This window comes from Embleya sp. L77, from assembly GCF_055557415.1.
Genome location: NZ_CM145710.1, coordinates 3,546,995 through 3,568,397, shown reverse-complemented (window position 1 = coordinate 3,568,397; position 21,403 = coordinate 3,546,995). Strand labels below are relative to the sequence as shown.

The 21,403-nt window shown below is 69.6% G+C and carries 19 protein-coding genes and 3 pseudogenes; 14 read left to right on the top strand and 8 right to left on the bottom strand.

The genetic code is table 11. From position 1 onward, the window contains the following. Positions 1-121: 121 nt before the first annotated feature. The 4 genes and pseudogenes from ACZOOI_RS45270 to ACZOOI_RS45255 form a co-directional block, all read right to left on the bottom strand. A complete protein-coding gene (locus ACZOOI_RS45270) occupies positions 122-610 on the bottom strand; it encodes a DUF4265 domain-containing protein (protein WP_465282646.1) in 489 nt (162 codons plus the stop codon). A gap of 1,376 nt (positions 611-1,986) precedes the next feature. Continuing rightward, positions 1,987-2,553 carry an IS630 family transposase gene (locus ACZOOI_RS45265; protein WP_465282645.1) on the bottom strand — a complete coding sequence of 189 codons (567 nt, stop codon included), beginning with the start codon at positions 2,551-2,553 and terminating at the stop codon, positions 1,987-1,989. Then, positions 2,511-2,768, bottom strand: a complete 258-nt coding sequence (locus ACZOOI_RS45260) for a helix-turn-helix domain-containing protein (protein ID WP_465282644.1) — start codon at positions 2,766-2,768, stop codon at positions 2,511-2,513. The genes ACZOOI_RS45265 and ACZOOI_RS45260 overlap by 43 nt, the downstream gene beginning before the upstream one ends. After that, a pseudogene (locus ACZOOI_RS45255) lies at positions 2,696-2,932 on the bottom strand (helix-turn-helix domain-containing protein); the annotation flags it as partial. The pseudogene ACZOOI_RS45255 and the gene ACZOOI_RS45260, both read right to left, overlap by 73 nt. 94 nt (positions 2,933-3,026) lie before the next feature. Between ACZOOI_RS45255 and ACZOOI_RS45250 the strand changes: the two are divergent. Next, positions 3,027-3,479: pseudogene (locus ACZOOI_RS45250) on the top strand (helicase associated domain-containing protein); the annotation flags it as partial. Positions 3,480-3,582: 103 nt separating this feature from the next. Beyond that, a complete protein-coding gene (locus tag ACZOOI_RS45245) occupies positions 3,583-4,092 on the top strand; it encodes a helicase associated domain-containing protein (protein WP_465284176.1) in 510 nt (169 codons plus the stop codon). A 382-nt stretch (positions 4,093-4,474) separates the two neighbouring features. Here ACZOOI_RS45245 and ACZOOI_RS45240 read toward each other — a convergent pair whose 3' ends face one another. Then, the gene (locus tag ACZOOI_RS45240; RefSeq protein WP_465282643.1) at positions 4,475-4,789 is read right to left on the bottom strand and encodes a hypothetical protein; all 315 of its coding nucleotides are present in this window, start codon (positions 4,787-4,789) and stop codon (positions 4,475-4,477) included. A gap of 980 nt (positions 4,790-5,769) precedes the next feature. Beyond that, the gene (locus ACZOOI_RS45235; protein ID WP_465282642.1) at positions 5,770-6,882 is read right to left on the bottom strand and encodes a protein kinase domain-containing protein; all 1,113 of its coding nucleotides are present in this window, start codon (positions 6,880-6,882) and stop codon (positions 5,770-5,772) included. 352 nt (positions 6,883-7,234) lie between these two features. On the opposite strand from ACZOOI_RS45235, the gene ACZOOI_RS45230 reads away from it, so the two are divergent. From ACZOOI_RS45230 to ACZOOI_RS45180, 11 genes and pseudogenes are all read left to right on the top strand, one after another. Beyond that, positions 7,235-8,635 carry a serine/threonine-protein kinase gene (locus tag ACZOOI_RS45230; RefSeq protein ID WP_465282641.1) on the top strand — a complete coding sequence of 467 codons (1,401 nt, stop codon included), beginning with the start codon at positions 7,235-7,237 and terminating at the stop codon, positions 8,633-8,635. Positions 8,636-9,430: 795 nt separating this feature from the next. After that, positions 9,431-11,008, top strand: a complete 1,578-nt coding sequence (locus ACZOOI_RS45225; RefSeq protein ID WP_465282640.1) for a serine/threonine-protein kinase — start codon at positions 9,431-9,433, stop codon at positions 11,006-11,008. Positions 11,009-11,081: 73 nt separating this feature from the next. After that, on the top strand, positions 11,082-11,522 hold the full coding sequence (locus ACZOOI_RS45220) for a hypothetical protein (protein ID WP_465282639.1): 441 nt from the start codon (positions 11,082-11,084) through the stop codon (positions 11,520-11,522). Between the two features lie 260 nt (positions 11,523-11,782). Continuing rightward, positions 11,783-12,046, top strand: a pseudogene (locus ACZOOI_RS45215) (transposase); the annotation flags it as partial. Positions 12,047-12,419: 373 nt separating this feature from the next. Beyond that, positions 12,420-12,986 (top strand): hypothetical protein, encoded by a 567-nt coding sequence (locus tag ACZOOI_RS45210; protein WP_465282638.1) that lies wholly within the window; start codon positions 12,420-12,422, stop codon positions 12,984-12,986. Positions 12,987-13,589: 603 nt separating this feature from the next. Beyond that, positions 13,590-14,918: a HEAT repeat domain-containing protein gene (locus ACZOOI_RS45205; protein ID WP_465282637.1), complete on the top strand. Its 1,329-nt coding sequence runs from the start codon at positions 13,590-13,592 to the stop codon at positions 14,916-14,918. A gap of 111 nt (positions 14,919-15,029) precedes the next feature. Then, entirely contained in the window at positions 15,030-15,308 is a 279-nt protein-coding gene (locus tag ACZOOI_RS45200) for a hypothetical protein (RefSeq protein WP_465282636.1), read from the top strand. Between the two features lies 1 nt (position 15,309). Then, positions 15,310-15,561 (top strand): hypothetical protein, encoded by a 252-nt coding sequence (locus ACZOOI_RS45195; RefSeq protein WP_396012422.1) that lies wholly within the window; start codon positions 15,310-15,312, stop codon positions 15,559-15,561. 798 nt (positions 15,562-16,359) lie between these two features. Further along, positions 16,360-17,106, top strand: a complete 747-nt coding sequence (locus ACZOOI_RS45190) for a hypothetical protein (RefSeq protein ID WP_465282635.1) — start codon at positions 16,360-16,362, stop codon at positions 17,104-17,106. Between the two features lie 328 nt (positions 17,107-17,434). Continuing rightward, positions 17,435-18,127, top strand: coding sequence for an ATP-binding protein (locus ACZOOI_RS45185; RefSeq protein ID WP_465282634.1), 693 nt, complete (start codon positions 17,435-17,437; stop codon positions 18,125-18,127). Between the two features lie 857 nt (positions 18,128-18,984). Beyond that, positions 18,985-19,467 (top strand): hypothetical protein, encoded by a 483-nt coding sequence (locus ACZOOI_RS45180; protein WP_465282633.1) that lies wholly within the window; start codon positions 18,985-18,987, stop codon positions 19,465-19,467. A 150-nt stretch (positions 19,468-19,617) separates the two neighbouring features. Here the strand turns inward: ACZOOI_RS45180 and ACZOOI_RS45175 are convergent, their stop codons facing one another. After that, entirely contained in the window at positions 19,618-19,791 is a 174-nt protein-coding gene (locus tag ACZOOI_RS45175) for a hypothetical protein (RefSeq protein WP_465282632.1), read from the bottom strand. 74 nt (positions 19,792-19,865) lie between these two features. Here ACZOOI_RS45175 and ACZOOI_RS45170 point away from each other — a divergent pair, with 74 nt between their 5' ends. After that, entirely contained in the window at positions 19,866-20,117 is a 252-nt protein-coding gene (locus ACZOOI_RS45170) for a hypothetical protein (protein WP_465282631.1), read from the top strand. Positions 20,118-20,660: 543 nt separating this feature from the next. On the opposite strand, the gene ACZOOI_RS45165 is transcribed toward ACZOOI_RS45170, so the two are convergent. Further along, positions 20,661-21,356, bottom strand: a complete 696-nt coding sequence (locus tag ACZOOI_RS45165) for a hypothetical protein (protein ID WP_465282630.1) — start codon at positions 21,354-21,356, stop codon at positions 20,661-20,663. Positions 21,357-21,403: the final 47 nt, after the last annotated feature.

Here is a 21,403-nt window from a genome sequence, read left to right as displayed (position 1 = left end):
GGCGGACCGGTCTGGACCCGTACAAGCCAGCGATGCTGCGGACGGACCTCGACGCGCCGGCGATCGCCCTTCGAGGGCGAGTAGCGGTGATACGTCACCACCAATCGACCTCGATCGGCCATCAGATCGTGGCTGCCTCCCACGCGTCGCCCACACAGCTCTCCTCGAAGTCCCACCACTCTTCGATCGCGCCCCGCGCCAACAACTCCCGGACCGGCCCGAAGTCCGCGTTCGCCGGCACGCCAAGTGCCACGAGCCCGAAACGCTCGACCCCCTCACCGGAGACCCCCAACGGCCCGAACAGGTCGAGCACGGCCTGCATATCACCCCGCAGGGCCCCGTCCCGGAACGGAATCACACGCACAGTGCAGTTTCCCGACCAGCGCAGCCGTTCCCGAAAGTGCAGGCGCCCGTCCTCGGAGTCGACCCGGGTGCGCACGATGTCACCGAGCGCGAGGTCGCGCACGAAGAACGGCACGTTGTCGATCCGAACCAGTCCCTCGCCGACGTCGACCGCCCAAAGGCTCTCGACACCGACCGGCGGCCAACCGTCCTCGTCCGGGTCAAGGGCGAACCACACCTTCACCGGAACACCTGCACGATCACTCATCGCACCAGCATGTCGAACCCGAGTTTCTGTTCACCGATCAGGGCGGTCCGCTTTGGGCCGCAGCCGCTGACCGCCCACACAACGGGACCTCGGTGACGTCATTTCACGTGAACATCGACGCCACCGACCCTCATCCACCGCAGCCCAAAACAATGAACAAACGCTGCTCTCGGAAGTGAACGAAGCCAGGGCCATGAGGAGCGAGTCGTCACAGAAGCAAGTCGTCCTTCAATACCGCGGCTGGTCAGGGCTGATCTGCTACACGGGGGTGGCGGAATCGGGTTCACACAACACGGCAGCGTGGCTGGAGGAAGTGCTTACACACCCGCTAGGCGAGCGCAGCACGAAACAGGTGATCGATCGGGTGGTCGAGGGAGGAAACGCGTGGCTGCGCGAGGTCCCTGCCGAGTCTCGGCGCCATACGTTCACGATGATCGCGTATGTGGGTGCCACGCCCTATGTCTACGTGATTTCCAACTTCGAGCGCCCGGGTGGGCAGTGGTTGCCGGAGCCGGCCAACGCGCTCTTCTGTACTCGCATACGACCGCGTGGGCCCCGATGCGTGGTCACAGGGTGGGGTCCTGCTGTATCCGAACGGCAGCGGGTCGATCTGACGGACTTGTTGGGCACGAACCCTGCACCTGAACGGCTACGTGAAAAGGTGGCTCTCACCAGCCGGGCCTCGTCGGCTCATGCCAACGGAACAGTCAGCGAAGCATGCGTCGTCTCCCATCTCTGTCCAGACAGGTCCGGTGAGGCGCAGGTATTTGGGCACCTGAGCGCGGAGTTCATCCCTGCGCTGATCACCAGGGGCGCCTGCACTGTTCCCGATGTCAGAGCAGCGCTGCACGACGAGGGAAGGCCGGTCCCCACCGGCTCGTCGGCGTGACGTGGAACAGGAACGGGGACGCAACCGTGATGAACACGGCCTTCCGTGCACTCTCAGATCAGACCGGGAGCGGCTGGCCGGATGACTGAAATCTCCCGAGCGGACGCCATCCGCGTCCTGCGAGCCTGCTCAAGCTTCGATGGCACACGATCAAGATTCAATGACACGGGACACTCGGCGGCCGAGGGCGGCGCCCGGCGGGCACCGAGGTGGCAGGTGGCACGGCCGGGCGGTAGGGCGCCGGAAACAGGCACCCGGGTGCCCGGCCGGGCCACCGGGGCGGGCGGTTGCGTCGATCGGTCCGCGCGAGAGGGGCCGTAGGGAAGTAGTCAGCATGGGGAGCGGGGCCCGGCGTGGCTATGACCAGGGAATTCGGGGGCGGGGCGGGGCGTAGGCAATAGGAAACGCAATACGAAATGCAACAGGTATGGCAACAGGTAGAGCCGGGCCTTTACTGAGCTTTGCGGATTGGCTTGTTGTTTGTTTGTCATGTCAGGCCGGTTGCTGCGAGGAAGCCGTTGAGGAGTGCGGGGTGGTGTTGGATGTGTCGCAGGCCTTGGCGGGCCAAGGTGACGAGTTCGTCGAGGGTGCGGGCGCCGAGGTTGGCCAGGGCCCCGCTCTTCAGATGCGCCCAACTGCCCTCGACCGGGTTGAGATCGGGTGCGTAGGGCGGCAGGAAGACCAGGGTCAGCCAGTCGACGCGGTCGGCGAACGCACGCATCCGGCGGCTGCGATGACTGCCCAGGTTGTCCCACACCAGGACGATCGGGCGATCGAAAGTCCTGTGTATGTCGGGCAGTTGGCGAATCAGCTCCCGGTCGGTGACCGAGCCCGGCACCATGCGGTAGAGGAACTTCGGCAGTCCGCCCGGTGGGTAACAGCACCAGCCGACCAACGAGGTCTTCGGCCGTTTCCCCATCCGCACCCGCAGTGTCGGGGTGCAACCCCGCGGGGCCCACGTGGCGCGGACCGGCGGCAACAGGGACAGCGCCGTCTCGTCCGCGAACACGATCACCGCACCCGTTCGCCTCGCGGTGGTTTTACCCGGGGCCACACCGTGCTCCTCCAGGTCGTCACCGCCTCCTCGTCCCGTTCCAACGCGCGCCGGGCGGGCCGCTGCCGCGACCAGCCGTGGGCCTTCAAAAGCCGCCACACGCTCGACGGCGACGCGTAGACCACCCCGGTGACCTGCGTGATCACTCGCCCGACCCGCGCGAGCGTCCAGATCTGCCCGGTGAATCCGGCCGCCTCCGGCCCTGCCTCCAGCACCGCCGCCACCTCGGCGAACCCTCGTCCGACACCCGCCGCCGGGCACCCGGCGGGCCGGCGGAGCGCAACGCGTCCGCCCCGCCGTCCACCCACGCGCGATGCCACGTCGACACCGCCTGCGGCGACACACCCGACCGACGCGCCACCTCCGCCTGCGACACACCCTCCGCGAACCAACCAGCCGCCCCCCCGCAAACGCATCTTCTCCCGGCGGTCCCGCTCCACCGGGGTCATCCCCGAGATCCCCATACAACGGGTATGCCCTCATTTGACGCACCGTCAATCGGACTCGGAAACCTCAGTAGACGGACGGGGTATGTGCAACACACCCGCGTGTTCTCAACGAAACCGCGATATTCCCAGGTCAAACCCCTCACGGCCCCACCCGGACAGCCACGAAACGTTCCCATCCAACCTGCAACACCCCAGCCCACACCACCACCCACACACCAAACACGACCCCCGGAATCACAGCTCCTGCGCGACTTCATCAACTTGCGCGTGATCAACCCGGAACGGCGTGACTGGCGGCGCGGCTACCATGCCGCCAAACGCTGGCACACGGCCCACGGCCACCTGCGCGTGCCGTTGGAGAGCATCGACTACGACACCGAGACCGGGACGTCCTACCCGCTCGGGCAGTGGGTCGGCGACCAGCGACGGGCCCGGGCGGCCAGCTCGATCACCCCGCACCGGATCGAGCTGCTCGAGCGGCTGGGGATGGTGTGGAACACCGACGACACCGCCTTCGAAACCGGACTCGCCATAAGCCGCGCCTACTTCGCCGTCCACGGCCACCTCGCGGCGCCCAAACATAGACCCCGACTGGAACCCCACCGGACGCGACGACCCCGCCGAGCGGTGGTCGCTGGACTGGCAGCGCATGCTCGCCGCCGTACGCCTCCACACCGAAGCCGGCGGCCGTATCGACGACCTGGTGCCCGGGCACACCGTCGGCGGCGAAGACGTCGGGGCCTGGCTCCGGCGGCAACGACGCGGCGGGGCGGACCTGACACCGGCGCAGCGGGAGGCGCTGGCGGGTGTGGGTGTCGACGTCACCGAGCGGGAAGAGCAGTCGGCGGTGTCGGTGACAGGGGTGGTGCGGGCGGATCGGTGGGCGCTCACCCTCGCAGCGGCTGCGGCGTTTCGGGAGCGCGAGGGGCACTTCACCGTCCCGCGCAAGCACGTCGAATCCGTTGAACACGACGGCGAGGCGCACCAGGTCAAGCTCGGGGTCGCCCTCGCCAACGCGCGGCAACGGCGGGCTGCCTTCCCGCCTGAGCGGCTCGACGCGCTCTCCGCGCTCGGCATGAGGTGGACGTGAGTTCAGGCATCGGGTCCGGGCCGGCCCCGATGCCACGTTCGGCCAAGCGCGTGGTGATCCCGATCGGAGGGATCCCGCGCGCCCCGGTCGGATGTGCGGCTCGGTCTCGGGTTCGGGGTCGGCCGGCGGCTTCGCTCTTTCGGGCGGGCGTGTTCGTCTCGTTGGGGTGAACTGCCCGTGCCGGGGGCCGGGTTGGTGTCACTGTGGGTGAGTGCCCTTCGTGGGGTCCACACTTTTCGCCCTGTGGCGTGTTGTGCGGGCTGTGCCCCGCGACGGAGACGAGGGAATGGCTCCGGTCGCGGCAACGCGCGGCCGGAGCCATTCCTGTTCGTCGCGCGGGCACTTCGGTGGAGGGGACGACCGGTCGGTGACCGTGGACGGGTCAGGGTGTCTCGCCGCGTCTGATCCGGTCCGCGATGGTCTCGATGTGTTGGTCGAAAATGCGGTTCATGGTCTCCACCAGCTGCGGGTCCATGTCCGGGCGGAGCAAGCCCGGGACCAGGTCGTCGAGGCCGATGTGCCGGCCGGGAGTGTGCATGCCTTCGAGGCGCTCCGGGACGAAGGCGTCGAGGTTGCTGTTGAGCACCGCGTTGAGGGGTTCGAGCGCGGGGTCGGGGGGCTGTCGGGCGAGGAGTTCGAGCCGGCGGTGCATCGCGCGGAGTTCCTCGTCGGAGCGGGCGGCGGCCTCTTCGCTCATGACGGCTTTGCAGGTGTGGTCTTCGTCGTCGGTCCCTTCACGGATGACCCACACGTGACCTCCCGGGATCGGGACCGGGAACGGTACTCCGCGGATCCGACAAGCAGAGAGGGGTCGCATCGCGGGGCGCCGGGGCCGTCGGTGCTCGCGGTCCGGGCCGGTGGGGGCGGCACTGGGGAAGAGCGGCTGTCGGCCCGAATAAACGAGACGCACGAGGTCGATCCGGTCGCGGCGTCTTCGCCTCGCACAGCGCCGAACGAGTTCAGGTCGTCATCGCGTGGCGACCCGTGTCCCCAGTGGCCAGGACGGACCGGACGGTCGTGTCGTCCGAGACGCGGACCCAGCGCGAAATCCCCACGGGAGACCAATGTAGAGACCGATGCACGCGTGTACAGGCCATTGCGCAAAGACATGGGGCACCAGGCCCTCCCACGCGAATCGGCCGAACGTCATATGGGCGCGGGCGACCACCACGTCGAAGAAGTAGGACGCCGTGTCCGCGCCGCAGGGCACAACCCACACGAGGCGCCTGGAAGGCTTCCATCCTCCGGCCGGCAGGTCGGCCTCGACGACCCGGTTCCCGGCCTGTTGCGCTTGACCTGGTTCAGCGTCCGACGGCGAGGCCAGGATCACTGATGAGGATCTGCGAAAACGGCCAGGCCTGCTCTTCGTTCCCCACGTGCTTGAACGCTCAGCAAGTGTCGGGAGCCGCCCGACAGTTGAGGGTCGGGGCCGTGCCGGCCGGTCAAGGGCGCCTGCGGCGTCGCTGACGCGATGGCTTCGCCACCCTGGACAGTCCGACGCGACCCCTGCAAGCGCGGGTTATCGGGCGGCTCCCACGGGCCTGGCGTCCGACCCCAGGTCAGGGGCCTGCGGGTGGGGAATCAAGGTGAGCAACTCCGTCCCAACCCCGAGCAGGGGGTGGGGAGATTCAAGAAGCCTCATCATCACCGGTTGCCGGCACCGCGGTAGCCCGGGCCTCAGGGCGCGAAGCGTGTCAGGGTGGAGGCCTGGTGTGTCTCGACCATCGTGCGTACGGGTGGGGGAAGCCAGCCGTCGGCGGATATGGGGTGCGAGGTCAGCCGGTGGAGTATTTCGGAGGGATTCGGACGTTTGGTCGGATCGTGGCCCAGGCATCGGCCGACGAGGTCGGCGAGCGTGGCGGGCAACAGGCCGAGAGCCACGGTCGCGGGTTCGTTGTCCCGGAAGGGTGCGGCTCCCGTGGCGTGGCACAGCACCATGCCGAACGCGTAGAGATCGGCGGCCGGCGTGACGGCTTGGCCGGTGAGTTGCTCCGGCGCGAGGAAGCCGGGGGTTCCGACGACGTGATCGGTGCGGGTGAGCGCCGTTGCGTCGAAGGCCCGGGCGATGCCGAAGTCGATGACGCGGGGACCGGAACCGGTGACGATGATGTTGCCGGGCTTGAGATCGCGGTGGATGACGCCGCCGGCATGGATCGCCTCGAGTGCCTCGGCGATGCCGACGGCCAGCGTGTGGACGGTGCGCAGCGGCAACGCGCCCTGCAGTCGCAGGATCTCCTGCAAGGACACGCCGGGTATGTACTCGGTGGCCATCCAGGGCGGGTCGCCGTGGGCGTCCGCGTCGACCACAGCGGCGGTGTAGAAGCCGCCGACGCGACGGGAGGTCTGTATCTCGCGGTCGAATCGGGCGCGGAAGTGCGGATCGAGGGCGAACTCGCGCCGGACGACCTTGACCGCGACCATCCGCTGCGCGGGTGAGCGGCCGAGGTAGACGGTGCCCATACCTCCTTCGCCCAGGCGGGCCGACAGGCGATAGCGGCCGATGGTTCGGGGATCGCTGTCGCGCAGCGCCTGGTGCCCGGGCTCGGGGCCCACGAGACGGACCGGGGGCAGGGAGTCGTGCGGCTCCGAGAAGTCGCGTGTCTCGGAGTGCTGTCGGCGTTCGTGGTTCTGCGCGAGTCGGGCGCGGAGGTCTGCGACTTCCTTCTCCCGCCGCTCGATCTCTTTCTCGACCTCGTCGAGGAAGGCGTCGACCTGGTCTTCGTCGTAGCCCTCACGGAAGCGGACGGTCGTGAACTGCTTGTTGCGAACGTCCTCGGCAGTCAACGGCAACGTGTTCACCTCGGCGCGTCCGGCGGCATGTCAGCACACCGTACTGCCATATGAATCCCACGAGTTCACCCGGGCCCGGCCGGTTCCCGGCCTGGTTCGCGGCGCACGGGTGAGGTGCCCGGGCCGAAACGGAGTTCTCCGACATCCGACCGCCGCGGAACTGTCTCCACCTTGGGCCTTGCTCACGTGACCCGATCGGCTGCAGGGCGTATGGTCCGCGGCTGCTTGAAGCTCGTGTTTCCGGTGCGTCGATGGAGACGATTCGGTCCAACGCCCGGGCTGATTGGGCTGTTTCGTGATCGTGCCGCTCGTACCCTGGTCCCGACATGTCGGTGCCGGCGCGGGGAGGGTCATGGAACGCGGCGAGATGATCGCTGGTCGGTACGAGCTGGTCAAGCGGCTTGGCCGCGGCGGCATGGGCGAGGTGTGGGCTGCGCGGGACAGGGACCTGCGTCGGGACGTTGCGCTCAAGTTGCTCGTCCTCGACGATGCCGAAGGCCCGGACCTGCCCCTACGTTTTGACCGGGAAGCGGTGGCCGCCGCGCAGATCAACCACCCGAACGTGGTCGCCCTTTACGACCGTGGCGTTCACGAGGACGTGCTCTTCATCGTCCTGGAGAAGGTCGAGGGCGCCACGCTCACCGAACTCATCCGTCGCGAGGGCCGGATGGTGCCCGGTCGTGCGCTCGCGATCGCCGGTGGGATCTGTGCGGCGCTGGTCGCCGCGCACCGGGCCGGCGTCATTCACTACGACATCAAGCCGCACAACGTGATGCTCACCCCCGAGGGGCTGGTGAAGGTCGTCGACTTCGGAATCGCAGGGTTCATCCTTACTTCGCTCTCCGTGGCGCGATCCTCCCAGCTGACTCCGGCCGGCACCCCGGAATATGGAGCGCCGGAACAATTCCTCACCGAACGCGGCGACGAACGCTCGGACCTGTACGCGCTCGGCGGAGTGCTGTTCGCAATGCTCGCCGGCCGGCCTCCGTTTACCGGACACAACGGCATTGCCGTCATGCGACGCAAGCTGGACGAGGACGCAGCACGGCTGGACTCGATCTGTCCGGCCCTGCCGCCTGCTTTGACGGCACTCGTCGCCGAACTCCTGGACCGGGATCCGAAACGGCGCCCCCAGTCCGCGCGGCAGGTGCACGAGCGCATCAGCGCCCAACTCGCCGGCCTGGGCACCGGCGCCGGAGTCGCCGGCCCCGCCACGCTGGTCCTGCCCACGTCCGTGATGGACGACCGCGTTCCGGTGCTTCTTCCCGCTCTCGGCAAGAGCGTCACCGAGGGAACGGTCACCCGGTGGCTCAAGCGTGTCGGTGACAGAGTCCGCGAAGGCGAGCCACTCGTGGAAATCACCACGGACAAGGTGGACACCGAGATCCCCTCCCCTGCCACCGGAACCCTCACCTCCATCACCGTGCCAGAAGACGAGACCACCCACGTGGGAGCAACCCTCGCAACCATCACCGCCAACCCCCCAGCGGCCCGCGCCACATCCGTGATGGACGACCGCGTTCCGGTGCTTCTTCCCGCTCTCGGCAAGAGCGTCACCGAGGGAACGGTCACCCGGTGGCTCAAGCGTGTCGGTGACAGAGTCCGCGAAGGCGAGCCACTCGTGGAAATCACCACGGACAAGGTGGACACCGAGATCCCCTCCCCTGCCACCGGAACCCTCACCTCCATCACCGTGCCAGAAGACGAGACCACCCACGTGGGAGCAACCCTCGCAACCATCACGGCCAACTGATCGAAAGCGATGAGGCGATCGGTTTCGTCACCGGAGGGGATGAAAAGGCGGCCGACGACGGGGCTCATTCCCCGTGCTCACGGTGGGTGTGCGCGGGTCGGGTACCGCATCGCTGCTGACGGTCGGCGAGTGGATCGCCGACAACGCCTGCCGTACGCGTACCGGCGGCAGCGGCTACGCCGGCGACGTGCCGATTCACCGATACCGGGCCGCCCCGAAGCGACGACGTCGATCCGCTTTGAACGTGCCTGCCGGGCGACTCCGGCGCCGACGAGGCAGCCTGGAGGGGTCGCCGGTGGGAAGACGCTGCGGCGTGGGACAGTGCGGAACGCCTCTTCCGGACGGTGCGCGGAGCAACCGCCGGTATTGCTCGGCGGTGTGCGGAACCAGGGCGGGGCGGACCGGGTGCGCCCGGAAGGTCGCACAGGTCTCCGCCGAAGCCATCCGGAGACGACCGGGCCGGGTGCGGGGCTGGGGCTATCCGGTGACTTCGCGGAGAACGATAACGGCGTCGCTCTGGCGACGCGCGACGGCGTGACCCACCCGTTCCGGGCCGTCCTCGTGCTGTATCGCGGCGCGGACGGCGTCCTCGGCCAGAGACCGGGCGAAGAGCAGGGCCCCCACTCCCGCCGGGTGAACCAGGCCAGGTCGCCCAGTCGATCGGTGGTTGGCCAAGCCCGGGCCGGCCCGCCGGTTCTGGGACGCCGATCAAGGGACGTGCTCGGAACCTCCTTGCGGCTGACCACCGTGGTCATACGCTGATGGCCGGCCTGGCTTTGTCATCGGGGGTGGCGAGTGGAGCGCGGCGAGCTGATCGCGGGGCGGTACGAGCTGATCAAGCGGCTCGGACGGGGCGGCATGGGCGAGGTGTGGGCCGGCCGGGACCGGATGCTGCGCCGGGATGTGGCGATCAAGATGCTGGTCCTGGAGGAGGGGGTACACGCGGATCTGCCGCGCCGCTTCGAGCGGGAGGCGGTGGCCGCCGCGCAGATCGCCCACCCGAACGTCGTTGCCCTGTACGACCGTGGTGTCCACGAGGATCTGTGGTTTCTGGTCATGGAGCGGGTCGAGGGTGCCAACCTCGCCGAGCACATCAGCGACGAGAGCCCGATGGGCGTGGCTCGCGCGCTGGAGATCGCGCAGGGAATATGCGGGGCGCTCATCGCGGCGCACGGAGCGCAGGTCATCCACTACGACATCAAGCCGCACAACGTGATGATCACCCCGGACGGTCGGGTCAAGGTGGTCGACTTCGGCATCGCCGGGTTCATCCAGAGCGCCTTCACCCTCGCCCCCTCCTCCCAGCTCACCCCCGCCGGCACCCCGCAGTACGGGGCGCCCGAGCAGTTCCTCGCCGAACGCGGCGACGCCCGCTCCGACCTCTACTCCCTCGGCAGCGTCCTCTTCGCCCTGCTCGCGGGCCGCCCGCCGTTCACCGGCCACCACAGCCTCGCGATCATGCGCCACAAGCTCGACGAGGACGCCCCATCACTGGGCACGCTCCGCCCGGACCTGCCGCCCGCGGTGATCCGGCTGGTCGCCGAACTGCTGGAACGCGATCCGGACCGGCGCCCCCAGACGGCAGTCGCGGTCCACGAACAGCTGGGCCGTCTCCGGACGTTGCTCGACAACCCCGACCATTCCCGTGAGAACACCGTCACCGTCACGGCGCCCCGCACCAAAGTCCCACCGCCCACCGAGCGGGAGCCCGCTCACGACGGCACCTTCGAGGTCTCCTGGACCGGCCGCGAGCCGGTCACCGACTACGCCTCCCGCACCCTTCCGGGTCGTTCCCGGTATGTGTGGTGGGCCGGCATCTCCGCGGCGATCGGGGCAGTCACCACCCCCACTCTGCTGGCGACAGACGCCTTCCGGTCGGAGGAACCCACTGACCTCCTGATATTCGTGTGCGTGGTGTGGATCTGCGCCGCGATTTCCACGTTTATGGGCCTTCTCAGCGTGGTGATCATCGTCGTCAAGGAGGGACGGCACCGTCGCTCGTTCCGGGAGGGATCCCCTTGGTCCCTCGGCGTCGGCCCGGACGGCGTCGTCACCACCGGCGCCTTCCGCCGTACGGTCACCTGGGACCGGATCACGATGGTCACCCTGGAGGACATCAGAACCGAGACGCCGCTCCAGGCATCACCACCTCTGTACCGCTATCGCGGACTGCACGTCCGCTTCACCGAAGATGCCAACGTCGCCGACCTCCGTCCCGCGGGCTGGTTCCGTCTCGGCAACCTCCCCTATCCCAAGGAGGACCGTGTTCCGTTGTGCGTCCTCGGCCCACTGTCCGAGAAGCAACACTTCGAGCTCACCGAGGCCCTCTCCCGCCACGCCGGCCGCCTCTGGCATCCGAAAGTCGGCCCATGACGCCGCCCGGGCGCTGAGCTTGTGCTTTAAGGTCTGGCGCCTGATGCTCTGTCAGCGCTGGGCCCTATCCTCCGTGAACGTCACAGAGGGAATGGGAGTCGTTGCTGTGCAGATCGCAGGTGTCGACCTGTACGTGAATCACCCGGTGATGGCTCTCGGTTCGAACGAGTGGATACCCACAACACTGGCTCTCGACAACGAGCCCGCGGCAGCCTGCGACACCCACGTCATTGTTCGGGTGCAGGCCCAGGTGGGGCTGGTCAAGGTCCGAATCTTCACGGATCGCAGTGAGGCGGGTGGCGCGGGACGGGATCCAGAGGCAATGACCACAGTGTTCGACGGACAACTTCTGCTGAGCGATGGGCGGCTCGACGTGGGGGATGTCATCGGGGAGAGCCGGTTCACCACGTCCCTGCTCGGGAATCCGGGCAGAAGGCGGGTGCGGGTCTCGGTAGACGCCGCGCAGGGATGGGCCCGCGCCGTTGACATCGTCGTTGGCGCCGAGACGGTGTGACAGGCAGCCCATCGACTCGAAGGTGGCGCAATTGCGGATTCTCCGTACGGCAAGCCGGACTTCGTCTGATCATGTGCTCCGACCAGGGTGAGCTGATCAAGACGAAAGCTGTGAGGATGAGTCTGCGACCTGCTGCTGACCTCGAACAATGCCTCGAACGGGATCACTCGTCCGGGAGTTCGCCGGACGTGGACACGGCCTTCGTCTGATCATGTGCTCCGACCAAGGACACACGTGATCGACACGAAGGCCGTGGGGGAATGAGTCTGCTGCACCACGATGTTCAGCGGGAGCCGTTCGCGGAAGCGTCACACTTCCGTGAGGACTTCTTCGCGTGTCTGACCGCGCGGCGTGACGAACTGTTCGAACTCATGGACGCGTTGCTGTGTGCGGACGGGCCGGTGACGGCGCCGGTGGACCTGACGCTGCCGGCCGAGCACCGCCGCGGGCACGGCGCGCTGTACGACGCTCTCAACCGTGGCCGCCTCGACGTCGGGCGACTACGGAGGACGCTCGCCCCATTGTCGAAAGACTCGACGACTTCCTGTCCCCGCAAGTGGCGGCCATGGCCCGCAAAGTGGCAGAAGCCCTCGAGGAATCGCGTCCCGCCGTCGTGGGAAACCGCAACAAGGCAACGCGCAGGGTCCGCGTGTTCGGGAGGTGGCCGCCGGTCAACGGCGGTCCCGGCGGCGGATCCGACCAGCGCGCTCCCACGCGCCCAACGACGTTCATCCCAGGAAACGCGTCGACACGCGCGGTCCGGTCGTCGGGGTCGGGTGTGCGCGTCGTGGGGCGGCTCCCAGTGCCGCAGGCCGTGTCCTGAGGGGCGTCGAATCGTTGGGGAGTTCGGCAGCACGATCGACGCCTCGGTCCCAGCTCGCCCGGTCCCGTGGCCGGGTGGGTGCCGAGTCGGACCCGGCTTCCGCTCTCGACCGGACGATCGATGCCGCCCTGCGCGACTACGACCACGTCGTGCGCATCGGCGACGACGCCCGCTGTGTCCCGACGACGACCCACGACACGGTGATCATGACAATCCCCCGCGCGGAAATCGCCACCCACGGGTGGCGTCTGGACATCCCCATCGACGAACTCGGCCGTCTGGACCCCACATCGCGCCGACACCGCCTGGACCTGACCCCCGCCCAGAGCTCCGTGCTGTTCCGGCAGATGTTCGCGAACCGAATCGTCATGCAGCCCTGCGTCGGGCTGGTGACGACCGTCGAGGACGACGCCGACCCCGACACGAACCGCGACTTCCACGACGCCGTCTACCGTGACATCGCCGCCAGCGGACTCCCGGTCCTGGCGGAACTCCCCCACACCTGGCGCGCACGCCCGAAGCAACGCGTCGACGACCGTGTCCTGGACCTGCCCGACGGCCCGTTCGCGAACGCGTACCGCCACGCCGCACGCGAAGTACGCGCCGCGGCGCAACTCCGCCGCGCCGATCGCCTCGGGTGAGCACAATGTCGGTCGGCGGGTCTTCGGCGTGCTCGGTCCCGAACGCAGCGGCGGGTGCGGCCGAGCACCGACCGTCGCGGTCTCGCCGTCGCTCGTCGTATCGCGTCATGCTCGAAGCGTCATCTCGCTTCCGAGGACGTGGAGGCCCCGTCGTGGGTGACCACAGCTGATCGGCCGGACAACTCCTAGTCGGGCGGGTCGGGCGTGCGCGGCCGGGCGTGCCAGCGTTCGCCGGCCAGCGCCCGCGCCACCAGGTCGACGGCGCGCTCGGCGGCGGCGCGGGATCCCTCGTACTCGTACATCCTCAACACCCCGTCGATCGCGTGCACCGGGACGGCGTCGCGCAGTTCCAGGCTGGCTCCGTACCCGTCCCGCGCCGCGGCGAGGGTGGCAACGACGTGTTGGCGGCCATCCGGGCCAGGATCACCGGGAACGTCCGCAGCACGTCGTGATCGCGGTAGCCGGGCGGCACCTGGTCGAACAGCCACACCACGGCGGTCTCCTCCCAGCCCGCCTCACCGGGCGGACTACCCCTCGGGGCCACCCGGGCGAGGCGACTCGTTCGCGGGATCGGCGTCAGCGGTAGCTGCGAGCATGCGGATCATGAAGCGATCCGACGATCTCCTGGCCGGGCTGGATGACATCGACTGGGCGGCCCTGGGGCACGCCTACGGCAGCGCCGAGGACGTGCCCGACCAGCTCCGGGCGGTGTGCGGGCCGGACGAGGAAGCCCGGGAGGACGCCTTCCGGAGCCTGTTCGGCAACATCTTCCACCAGGGAACCCGATACTCCGCCTCCCCGTACGCCGTGCCGTTCCTCGCCCGGATCGCCGCGACCGGCCCGCCCGGCGCACGGGGCGACGCGCTGCTGCTGCTGACCCGGTTGGCCGTCGACTGGCACGACGAGTACGACCTCCCGCTCGGCATCGATACCGCCGCCTGGCGCGCCGCGGCCGTCAGCCCCGAGGAGACCCTGCGCTGGTACGACGAGGAGATCGCCGCCGAGACCGACGAGATGCGGCTGCGGGGCCTGCGCGAGGGGCGGGCGTACTGCGCGGCGGGGCACCCGATCGACGCCCGCGAGGGCGCACTGCGCTCCTACGACGCGGTCCGCGCCCGACTCCCCGCGCTGTTCGACCTGCTCGGTGACCCGGACCCCGAGATCCGCACCCGGACCGCGTACCTCCTCGGCTGGTTCCCCGAAGAGGCCGACACAGCCCTGCCCCCGCTGCTGGCCCGCCTCGACCGCGAGCCGGACCCGATTACGGCCGCCACGGTCCTCGTCGCCGTCGGGCTGCTCGCCGACCACGACCCGGACGGCCGGCTCCGGCGCCACCTCGACCACGGACACCCCCTGCCGCGCTGGGCCGCCGCCACCGCCCTGGCCCGCCTGCGGATCGCACACCCGACCACCGCGCCCGGCCTGCCGCCGACGCAGCGCATCGCCGCCGAACTGGCCGCCTTCGGCGCCCGTCCCGTCCCCGAACCCGCCACCGCCCACCACGAGGGCGACCTGCACAGCTACACCGTCCGCAGCCTGCTGAGCCTGATGCGCGCCGCCGAGGACCCGGACGCAATCCTCCGGAGGATCGCCGCCGTCCTGCCCCACATCAAGGAGACCCGGGTCGTCCCCCGCCCACTCGCGGCCCGCACCCAGAACCTGCTGGCAGCACTGTTCGACCCCGCCGACACCGCACCGGTGTTCGCCGATCTCTCCCCCGGACGCCGGGAACTGCTACACGTCCTCGCCGACCTGCTGACCGCCGCGGACTTCCAGTCCTGGCCGTTCGGCTCGGACCTCCACGAGCGGTTCACCGAGCGCGGCCTCCCCGGCACCCGCCCCGCCCTGCGCGCCTGGGTCGGCCTACCCACCGAGGGCGAGGACCCGACGGCACCCCTCCCCGACCCCTGGGAAGCGTTCCGCACCCGCTGAGGCCGCAGCCCTTCACCGCACATCGGCAGCCGGGCGGGGCGGGTACCGATCAACGCCGGCGGGATGTCACGCTGGAGTCGTCGGATCGTGGCGGGAAACGAGAGGGTATCGATGGCCGAGGGGTACACCACCGTGGTCCGCGGTGAACGCGTCGAACTGCCGAACACACTCGGCAAGATCCGCGCCGCGCTGCCGGAGGAACGGCGCGCCGCGTTCGACGAGGAGATGTACTCCACACCGCTGGATCAGATCCAGGCGCGCGCCCTGTTGGGGTGGGCGTTGCCGCCGGAGGCGGACGTCGAGGACGACGAGGCGGCGGCGCGGGCCCGGGCGGGTGAGAGGTTCGGATTCTTCGACCACGAGGGAAAGCCACGCGAACTGGGGGACTGAAATGGCGTATCTCGTGCAGTACGCGAGCACGGCCGAGGCGGAGTTGACCAAACTGAGCGCCTCGCGACAGCGCGAGGTCCGCTCCGGGATCGACGGTTCCATCGGCCGCGACCCCTACGGCTGCGGCTCCGCCCCGGTCCGCGGCGACAGGGATCGCCGCGAGGTGTCCGTCGCCGGCGTCGTCCTGCGCTACGAGGTCAGTCCCGGCGTTCTGATCGTCACCGTCCTGCGCCTGGTCGCGCCCTTCGGCTGACCACGAACTCGTGACGGCAGGGGGTCAGGTGCCGGCGGCGCCCGCCGTGACGAGGGCGCGGGGCAGGTCTTCGTCGGGTTGGGGAATCTCGCCGTAGTCCTCGTCGTCGCCCTCGACACGCAGCCGGTTCACGACGGCCTCGAGGGCGTGGGGCAGGCGGGGCAGGTTGCCGCAGCGACATTGTTCGAGGATCGCGGCGCGGGCGTGGTCGGGTAACAGGAGTCGGTCGCGATTGTCCTGGTGGTCGGCCGGGGGCGGTGTGCGGGCGAGTTGGTGGGCCTGGTCGAGCCGGAAGTGGGCGTCGCCGATCTCGCCGCGGGTGCGGTGGTCGAGGTGGAGGCAGTAGGCGGCGGTGCGGCTGCCGGCCCCGGCGGCGAAACGCCACCAGAAGCCGGCCGCCTCGTCCGCGTCCGGTGATGTGCAGCAGGCAGGCGAACACCAGGGCTCCCCGCGGTTCGATGTGGCGGTCGTTGACCAGCCGTGACAGGCGGTGCGCCGCGTAGGGGGAGTTGAGGATCATCACGTCGGTGGAGCCGAGTTCGCGGGCGGCGCGCTCGTGCCGCGACAGGTCCAGACCCCGGCCGAGCATCCCGAGCCTGGACACGTCCACGCCGTGGGAGGCCATCCCCGACGCACAGGGAAGCCGGGCTTCCGGGCTTCCGTGTGTTGTGTCGGGCGCGGACGGAACGCTCTGGCGGCACGGGACTGTCGCCGTGCGTCCACCAGACATTACGATCCGCACGCGTGGGTCGCGTGTGCGCGGCTGCGCGCCATGGATCGACGTTCGGGGGAGAAATCGTGTTGTCGTATTCGAGGGTCCGTCGTGCCCACGCGGCCGCCGCAACCGCCGCGCTGCTGTTCGGGATGACCGCCTGCGGATCCGACGGCGGCTCCCTCCCGCGCCCGCACCGCACCCAGGCCCCGCCGCTACCCCAGTTCGCCCCGACGGCGGGCCCTTTGACCCAGGATCAGGCGCGGCGCAGCGTCCTGACCCCCGAGGACGTCGGTCCGGGTTGGAGCGCGGGAGCCCTCAAGGACGGCGTGCCCGATCCCGGCGACGAACCGTTTCCGAAGTCCGCCGGGAGCCGGGCGTGCGACAAGGCGCTCGACGATATGCCGACCGGCGCCACCCGCGTGACCGTCGGTGCGGAGCGCGAGTTCGAGCAGGACGGGACCGGGGTCAAGGTGATCGTCTCCACGCATGTCCATTCGGGGGACGGCGCGGTGGTCCAGCTCCGCTGGACCCGCGCGATGGTGGAGAGCTGCGGGGATGTCGATTTCCCTGTGGCCGACGGTGCCGCCACCATCCGATATCGTGCCATCGCCGCCCCTGTCGTCGGGGACGAGGCTGTGGGCATGCGGATGGTGATGCGCCCGGGCGTCAACCCGGGTACGGCTGCCACGACCGGGGACATCATCACCGTGCGGGTGGGCCCCAACACCGTCACCGTCCTCGTCGTCGGCGACGCCGGCCTCGACCCCGTCGTCCTGGAACGGCTCGCCCGCCGCGCCGGCGAACGTCTGGTGACCGCCACCCGGGAGTGAGCGACCACACCCTGACCCGGACGCGGCGCCCCCGACGAAATCCGTTGCGCCCGGGACGGCCGTCCAGTGGGTCACATCACCGCTCGCCCTGAGTGCTGCGCCTGGCGGCCGGAACATCAGGAGCCGCGCCGACCGGGCGCCGGTTCGTGCGAGTCCACCCCGTACGGGGATCGGGGTGCTCAGGCGAAGAGGCGTGCGGTCGTGGTGGATCACGACGGCGCCGCGGGTGCGGTGGTCGGTGGTCTTCGTCGGTTTCGGTGTCGTGGTGGGTGAGGCGCGGCCAGACTGGGTCGCGCCGGAGGGTGTGCCGATCGGGAGGAATCGTCGCGTGTTCGTGGAGTCCGAGGTCGTGTCCGGATGGGGTACGGCGGTGACCGCCGGGCTGCTGGAGGTCCACGAGGCGGTGCGGGAGGTTGCCGCGGTGCCCGCGGTGGCGTGTGTCACCGGGGTGCCCGGGGTCGGGAAGAGCGCCGCCGTCGCCGACGCGTTGCGCGCCGAGCGTGGTGAACGCGGGCGGGACGCGGTGTGGTTGACGTTCCGCTCGCGTCCCACGATGGCAATGCTGCGTGACGCCCTGTGGCAGCGACTGTGGCCGGGGACTCTGACCCCGCGCTCGCGCACCGATTTCGAGCACGGCGTCACCCGGGCGTTCGAACGCACCCGCCGCACCGTCGTCCTCGATCGCGCCGACGTGCTGCCGCGCGAGGCGTTGGAGTACTTCGCCGCCCTCGCGGAGGATCCGCGCGTCGACATCGCTCTGATCGCGATCGGCTCCCCCGCCTGGGGTGCGGCGCTGCCGCAACGGGCCCCGAACCTGCACTCGTTCAGCTACCGCCGCATCCGCCTCCAGCCGTTGACCGACACCGAGGCCCGCACGGTCGTCCCCTGCCTGCACCCCATCTGGGCCGGCGCCGCCGCCCCCGCGATCACCGACCTCAACCACGACGTCGCGGGGGCCTTGCGGGGGTGGCGGCGGGTCACCGCGCACCGCCTCGCCACGCCGGGCGCCGATCGCACGTAACGCCCGAGGACGAGCCCGGCTCGTACCGGCCGTGTCGGTGAGGGCGTGTACGTTCGCGCGTGGCCGCCGGAGACCTTGCCTCCCCACCCGGGTCCGACGGCCACGATCGGCCCGCCGGCCACACGTGCGCACCCCCCTGGCCGGCGGGCCGACCGGCGTCCCGGACACGGGCCCGCGCGGGGGTCGGGCCCTTCCGGGACGCCGCAACGGACACCATGATCATCACCTCGGCCCGCCGTTCGACGTAGTGGCGACGGTCGCAGAACCTGTGCGGTCACCGGGAGGCCGCCGACACCGGCGACTCCGACCCGCTGCGGCACTGCATCGCGATGCGGTGGATGGTGTCGCAGCGTGTGCGGGCGCGAGTGTCGTTGGCCGTGAAGCTGTCAGGGGCTTCGGCTGTCGGTTGTCGGTGGGCTGGCCGTGAAAGTTGTCTGAGCGAGCCCCGCACAACCGAGGGAGCCGCGATTGTGACTTTCGGAGCTGTCCGGCGTGCTACTCGCGGTATTTGGCGTGGTGTCGGCCTCGCCGCCCTCGCCATCCGCGGCTGCGTCAAACGCTGAACCACGCGGTGGGTGGCAAGAACGCAGCCAACCTCGTTACCTACACCTGCGTGCGCGCGTTCCCGCCCCGCTCGCGTTGCGCCGCAACGCGCTCGCAAAGTGCGCGGTCCTGACCGGCGCCGGCGGCGCCGCAGCCGCACGCAAGGCTCGCCGCGCGTATGCGGACCGCATCGGCGCCGCGTCGCCTTCGTAGACACTCAGACGAGGTCGAGGCGACCGAGTTCGTGAGCGGTGGGCAGGAATTCGGCTGGGGCCCGAGGCCGCACAGGTTGATCGACTGAAGGGCGGGCTGTTATGAGCACGGCGTTGCTGGCTGCTGTGGCGGGCCTCCTCGGTCTCGTCGTGGGGAGGTTGTGGGATGTGCGGTCAGAGACATCACGCTGGCGCCGAGACCAGAAGGTGGTGAGCTATCAGCGCCGGGCCGAGGCTTTCATCGTGCTCTACGAGGATGTGCGATCGATTGCGCTGGCGGCGCCTGGTACCCCCGCCGCGACCGAAGCAGTTGACCGCGCACGACGAGACAAGACATGGGACAACGCCCTCGTCGCGGTCTGGCTGCATGGGTCGGCTCCGGTTGCCTCGGGGGCCGCCGTGATGGACCGCGTGGTCACCGAACTCTTCTACGGAGTACAAGAGCGGCTGTTCTCCCTGGCGGACTGGGACCAGGCCCGACGGCCTGCCGAGGAAGCATTCAAGGGCTTTATCACAGCCGTGCGAGACGAATTCGACCTGTCGTCGATATCGATCAACTTGTTTCCGCACACGCCGCCGCACTGAGTCTGCTCGATCAGCCGCTCCGCAAGGTCCTCGGTGCCGGCTGGGTGATCCGCCGCGTCCGCGCCGAATGCCCGCTGCCGGGCCGGCCCTCACCTCCCGCGCGAGGCGCGCCGTGCCGGGCGATCGCTGACGGGTCTGAAGACGATGCGGCTATCGCGGTGGGGCGCACTCGGTGAGGAACGCGGGCATGGCGTGGCGTTCCACGAACAGCTCGCGCAGGTGCGCCGGGGCGTCGTCCGAGGGCAGGAACACCCCGTCGCACCGGCGGCAGCAGAACAAGCGGGCCCACACCGCTCGGCGCTCGCGCCACAGTGGATGGGCCACGTGGTACCGCTTGCGGTAGGAACCAGGCGGCGAACCCAAGTCCCGCCCACGAGGCCGCCGACCCCAGCGTCGCGTTGATCAGCAGCGCCGTCACGGACATCACCACGAACGCCGCCAGGATCGCCTGCCGCCACCCGCGCGCCGCCCACGGACGCACCGGCGGCGCCAACGAACGCGACAACGAGGTCTGCGCCCTCCCCGAACCACGCACCGAACCGGACGCACTCTGCAGGCCGCGCGGGCCTTGGAGACGTACGGACGCCGTTGCGCGCGTCCTGGTCACCGTCACCCCGCTCTCGTACAACGCCCGGACCTTGACGACCTGATCGACCTGACGGCAACGCGGGCAAGGAATCACTCTGGTCTCCTCCCATGGGGACGATTCGACATCGGCCGCCCGGCGATCGCAGGGCAGCGTGGGGCGCACCGCGCGGTGGAGGGTCGAACGCGACCGAGCAGTGGCTCGTCGAAGACGGCCGCGGCCGCGTAGACGCGCATCGATCGACGCGGCGGCAATGACGCGACACACGCGCGGCGCCCGAGGCAGGCCGGCGGAACCTCGTGCCCGGCCTTTCTCGTGTCCGCGCCGTCACGACCGTTCCACGTCAGTCAACCACCCAAGCACCCACGCTCGCACGGGAGTTCGCAAGGCGATCCGAGCACACGGCGACTTCGTTGGCCGAGATCGACTTCTATGGGACCTGCGGAGACGGCCCGACGGACGACCCGTATCGCTCGTCGTGCCGTGCGGGCTCGGGCGACCGCAGCCACCGATGAGCGTGACCGGCGGAGCATGTTGGTTCCTGCCCGAGAGGTCGAAGGGCCGGGCGACATAGTCGACTTCGGTGGCGGTCTCCGCCTGAAGTGGGTCAGCATGCATCGATCCATACCAAGATCGATCCCAGTGGGTTTATCGGTTGTATGCGTCGATAGGGTTCCGAAATGATCATCGATCGGAACGCCGCCGTCACTCCCCGGCGGTATGTCAGCAAGGACCTCCGCCAGGAAGTGGGAATGAACATCGGCAAGGCCGGTCCCGATGATCTCTCCCCGGCCCGACCCGTCGACGCCGCCAGCACGTACGCGGCCGCTTCGCGCACGTCGGGGTCGGGGTCGTCCAGGAGCGCGATCGGGATATGCGCATCGGCGGCGATCGCGTCGCGTGCCGCCTCGACGGTCCAGTTCCGGAAGTAGCCGCTCATGTCGAAGTGCCAGTCGTCGTCGCCATCGGCGACCTGCAACAGATCGGTACGGGACCCGTCGTCCCAGCAGTTGCGGCGCGCCACGACGGCAACCAGTTCGAGCGTGTCCGGGCGGTGGTGGGTGGAGCGATCCGCGGCGATCCGCAACAGGAACGGCACCGCCAGCGGCGCCACCGAACACCGCGAGCCCTGATGGGAGATCGAGTTCCACAACGACCGGAGACCCCGCTCCGCCGTCACGGCGTCGGCACAACGCATCTCCTCCAGGTCCTCGGGGACGTTCTCGCCCGAGCCGTAGGCGTGGGAGAACCGGCCCCACGGCACCCGTTCGTAGACGAAGCCGTCCCGCACCTCGACCGGCATCCGGGCCACCACCACACGCACGTCCCGCTCGGTCCCCCGCCACTCGG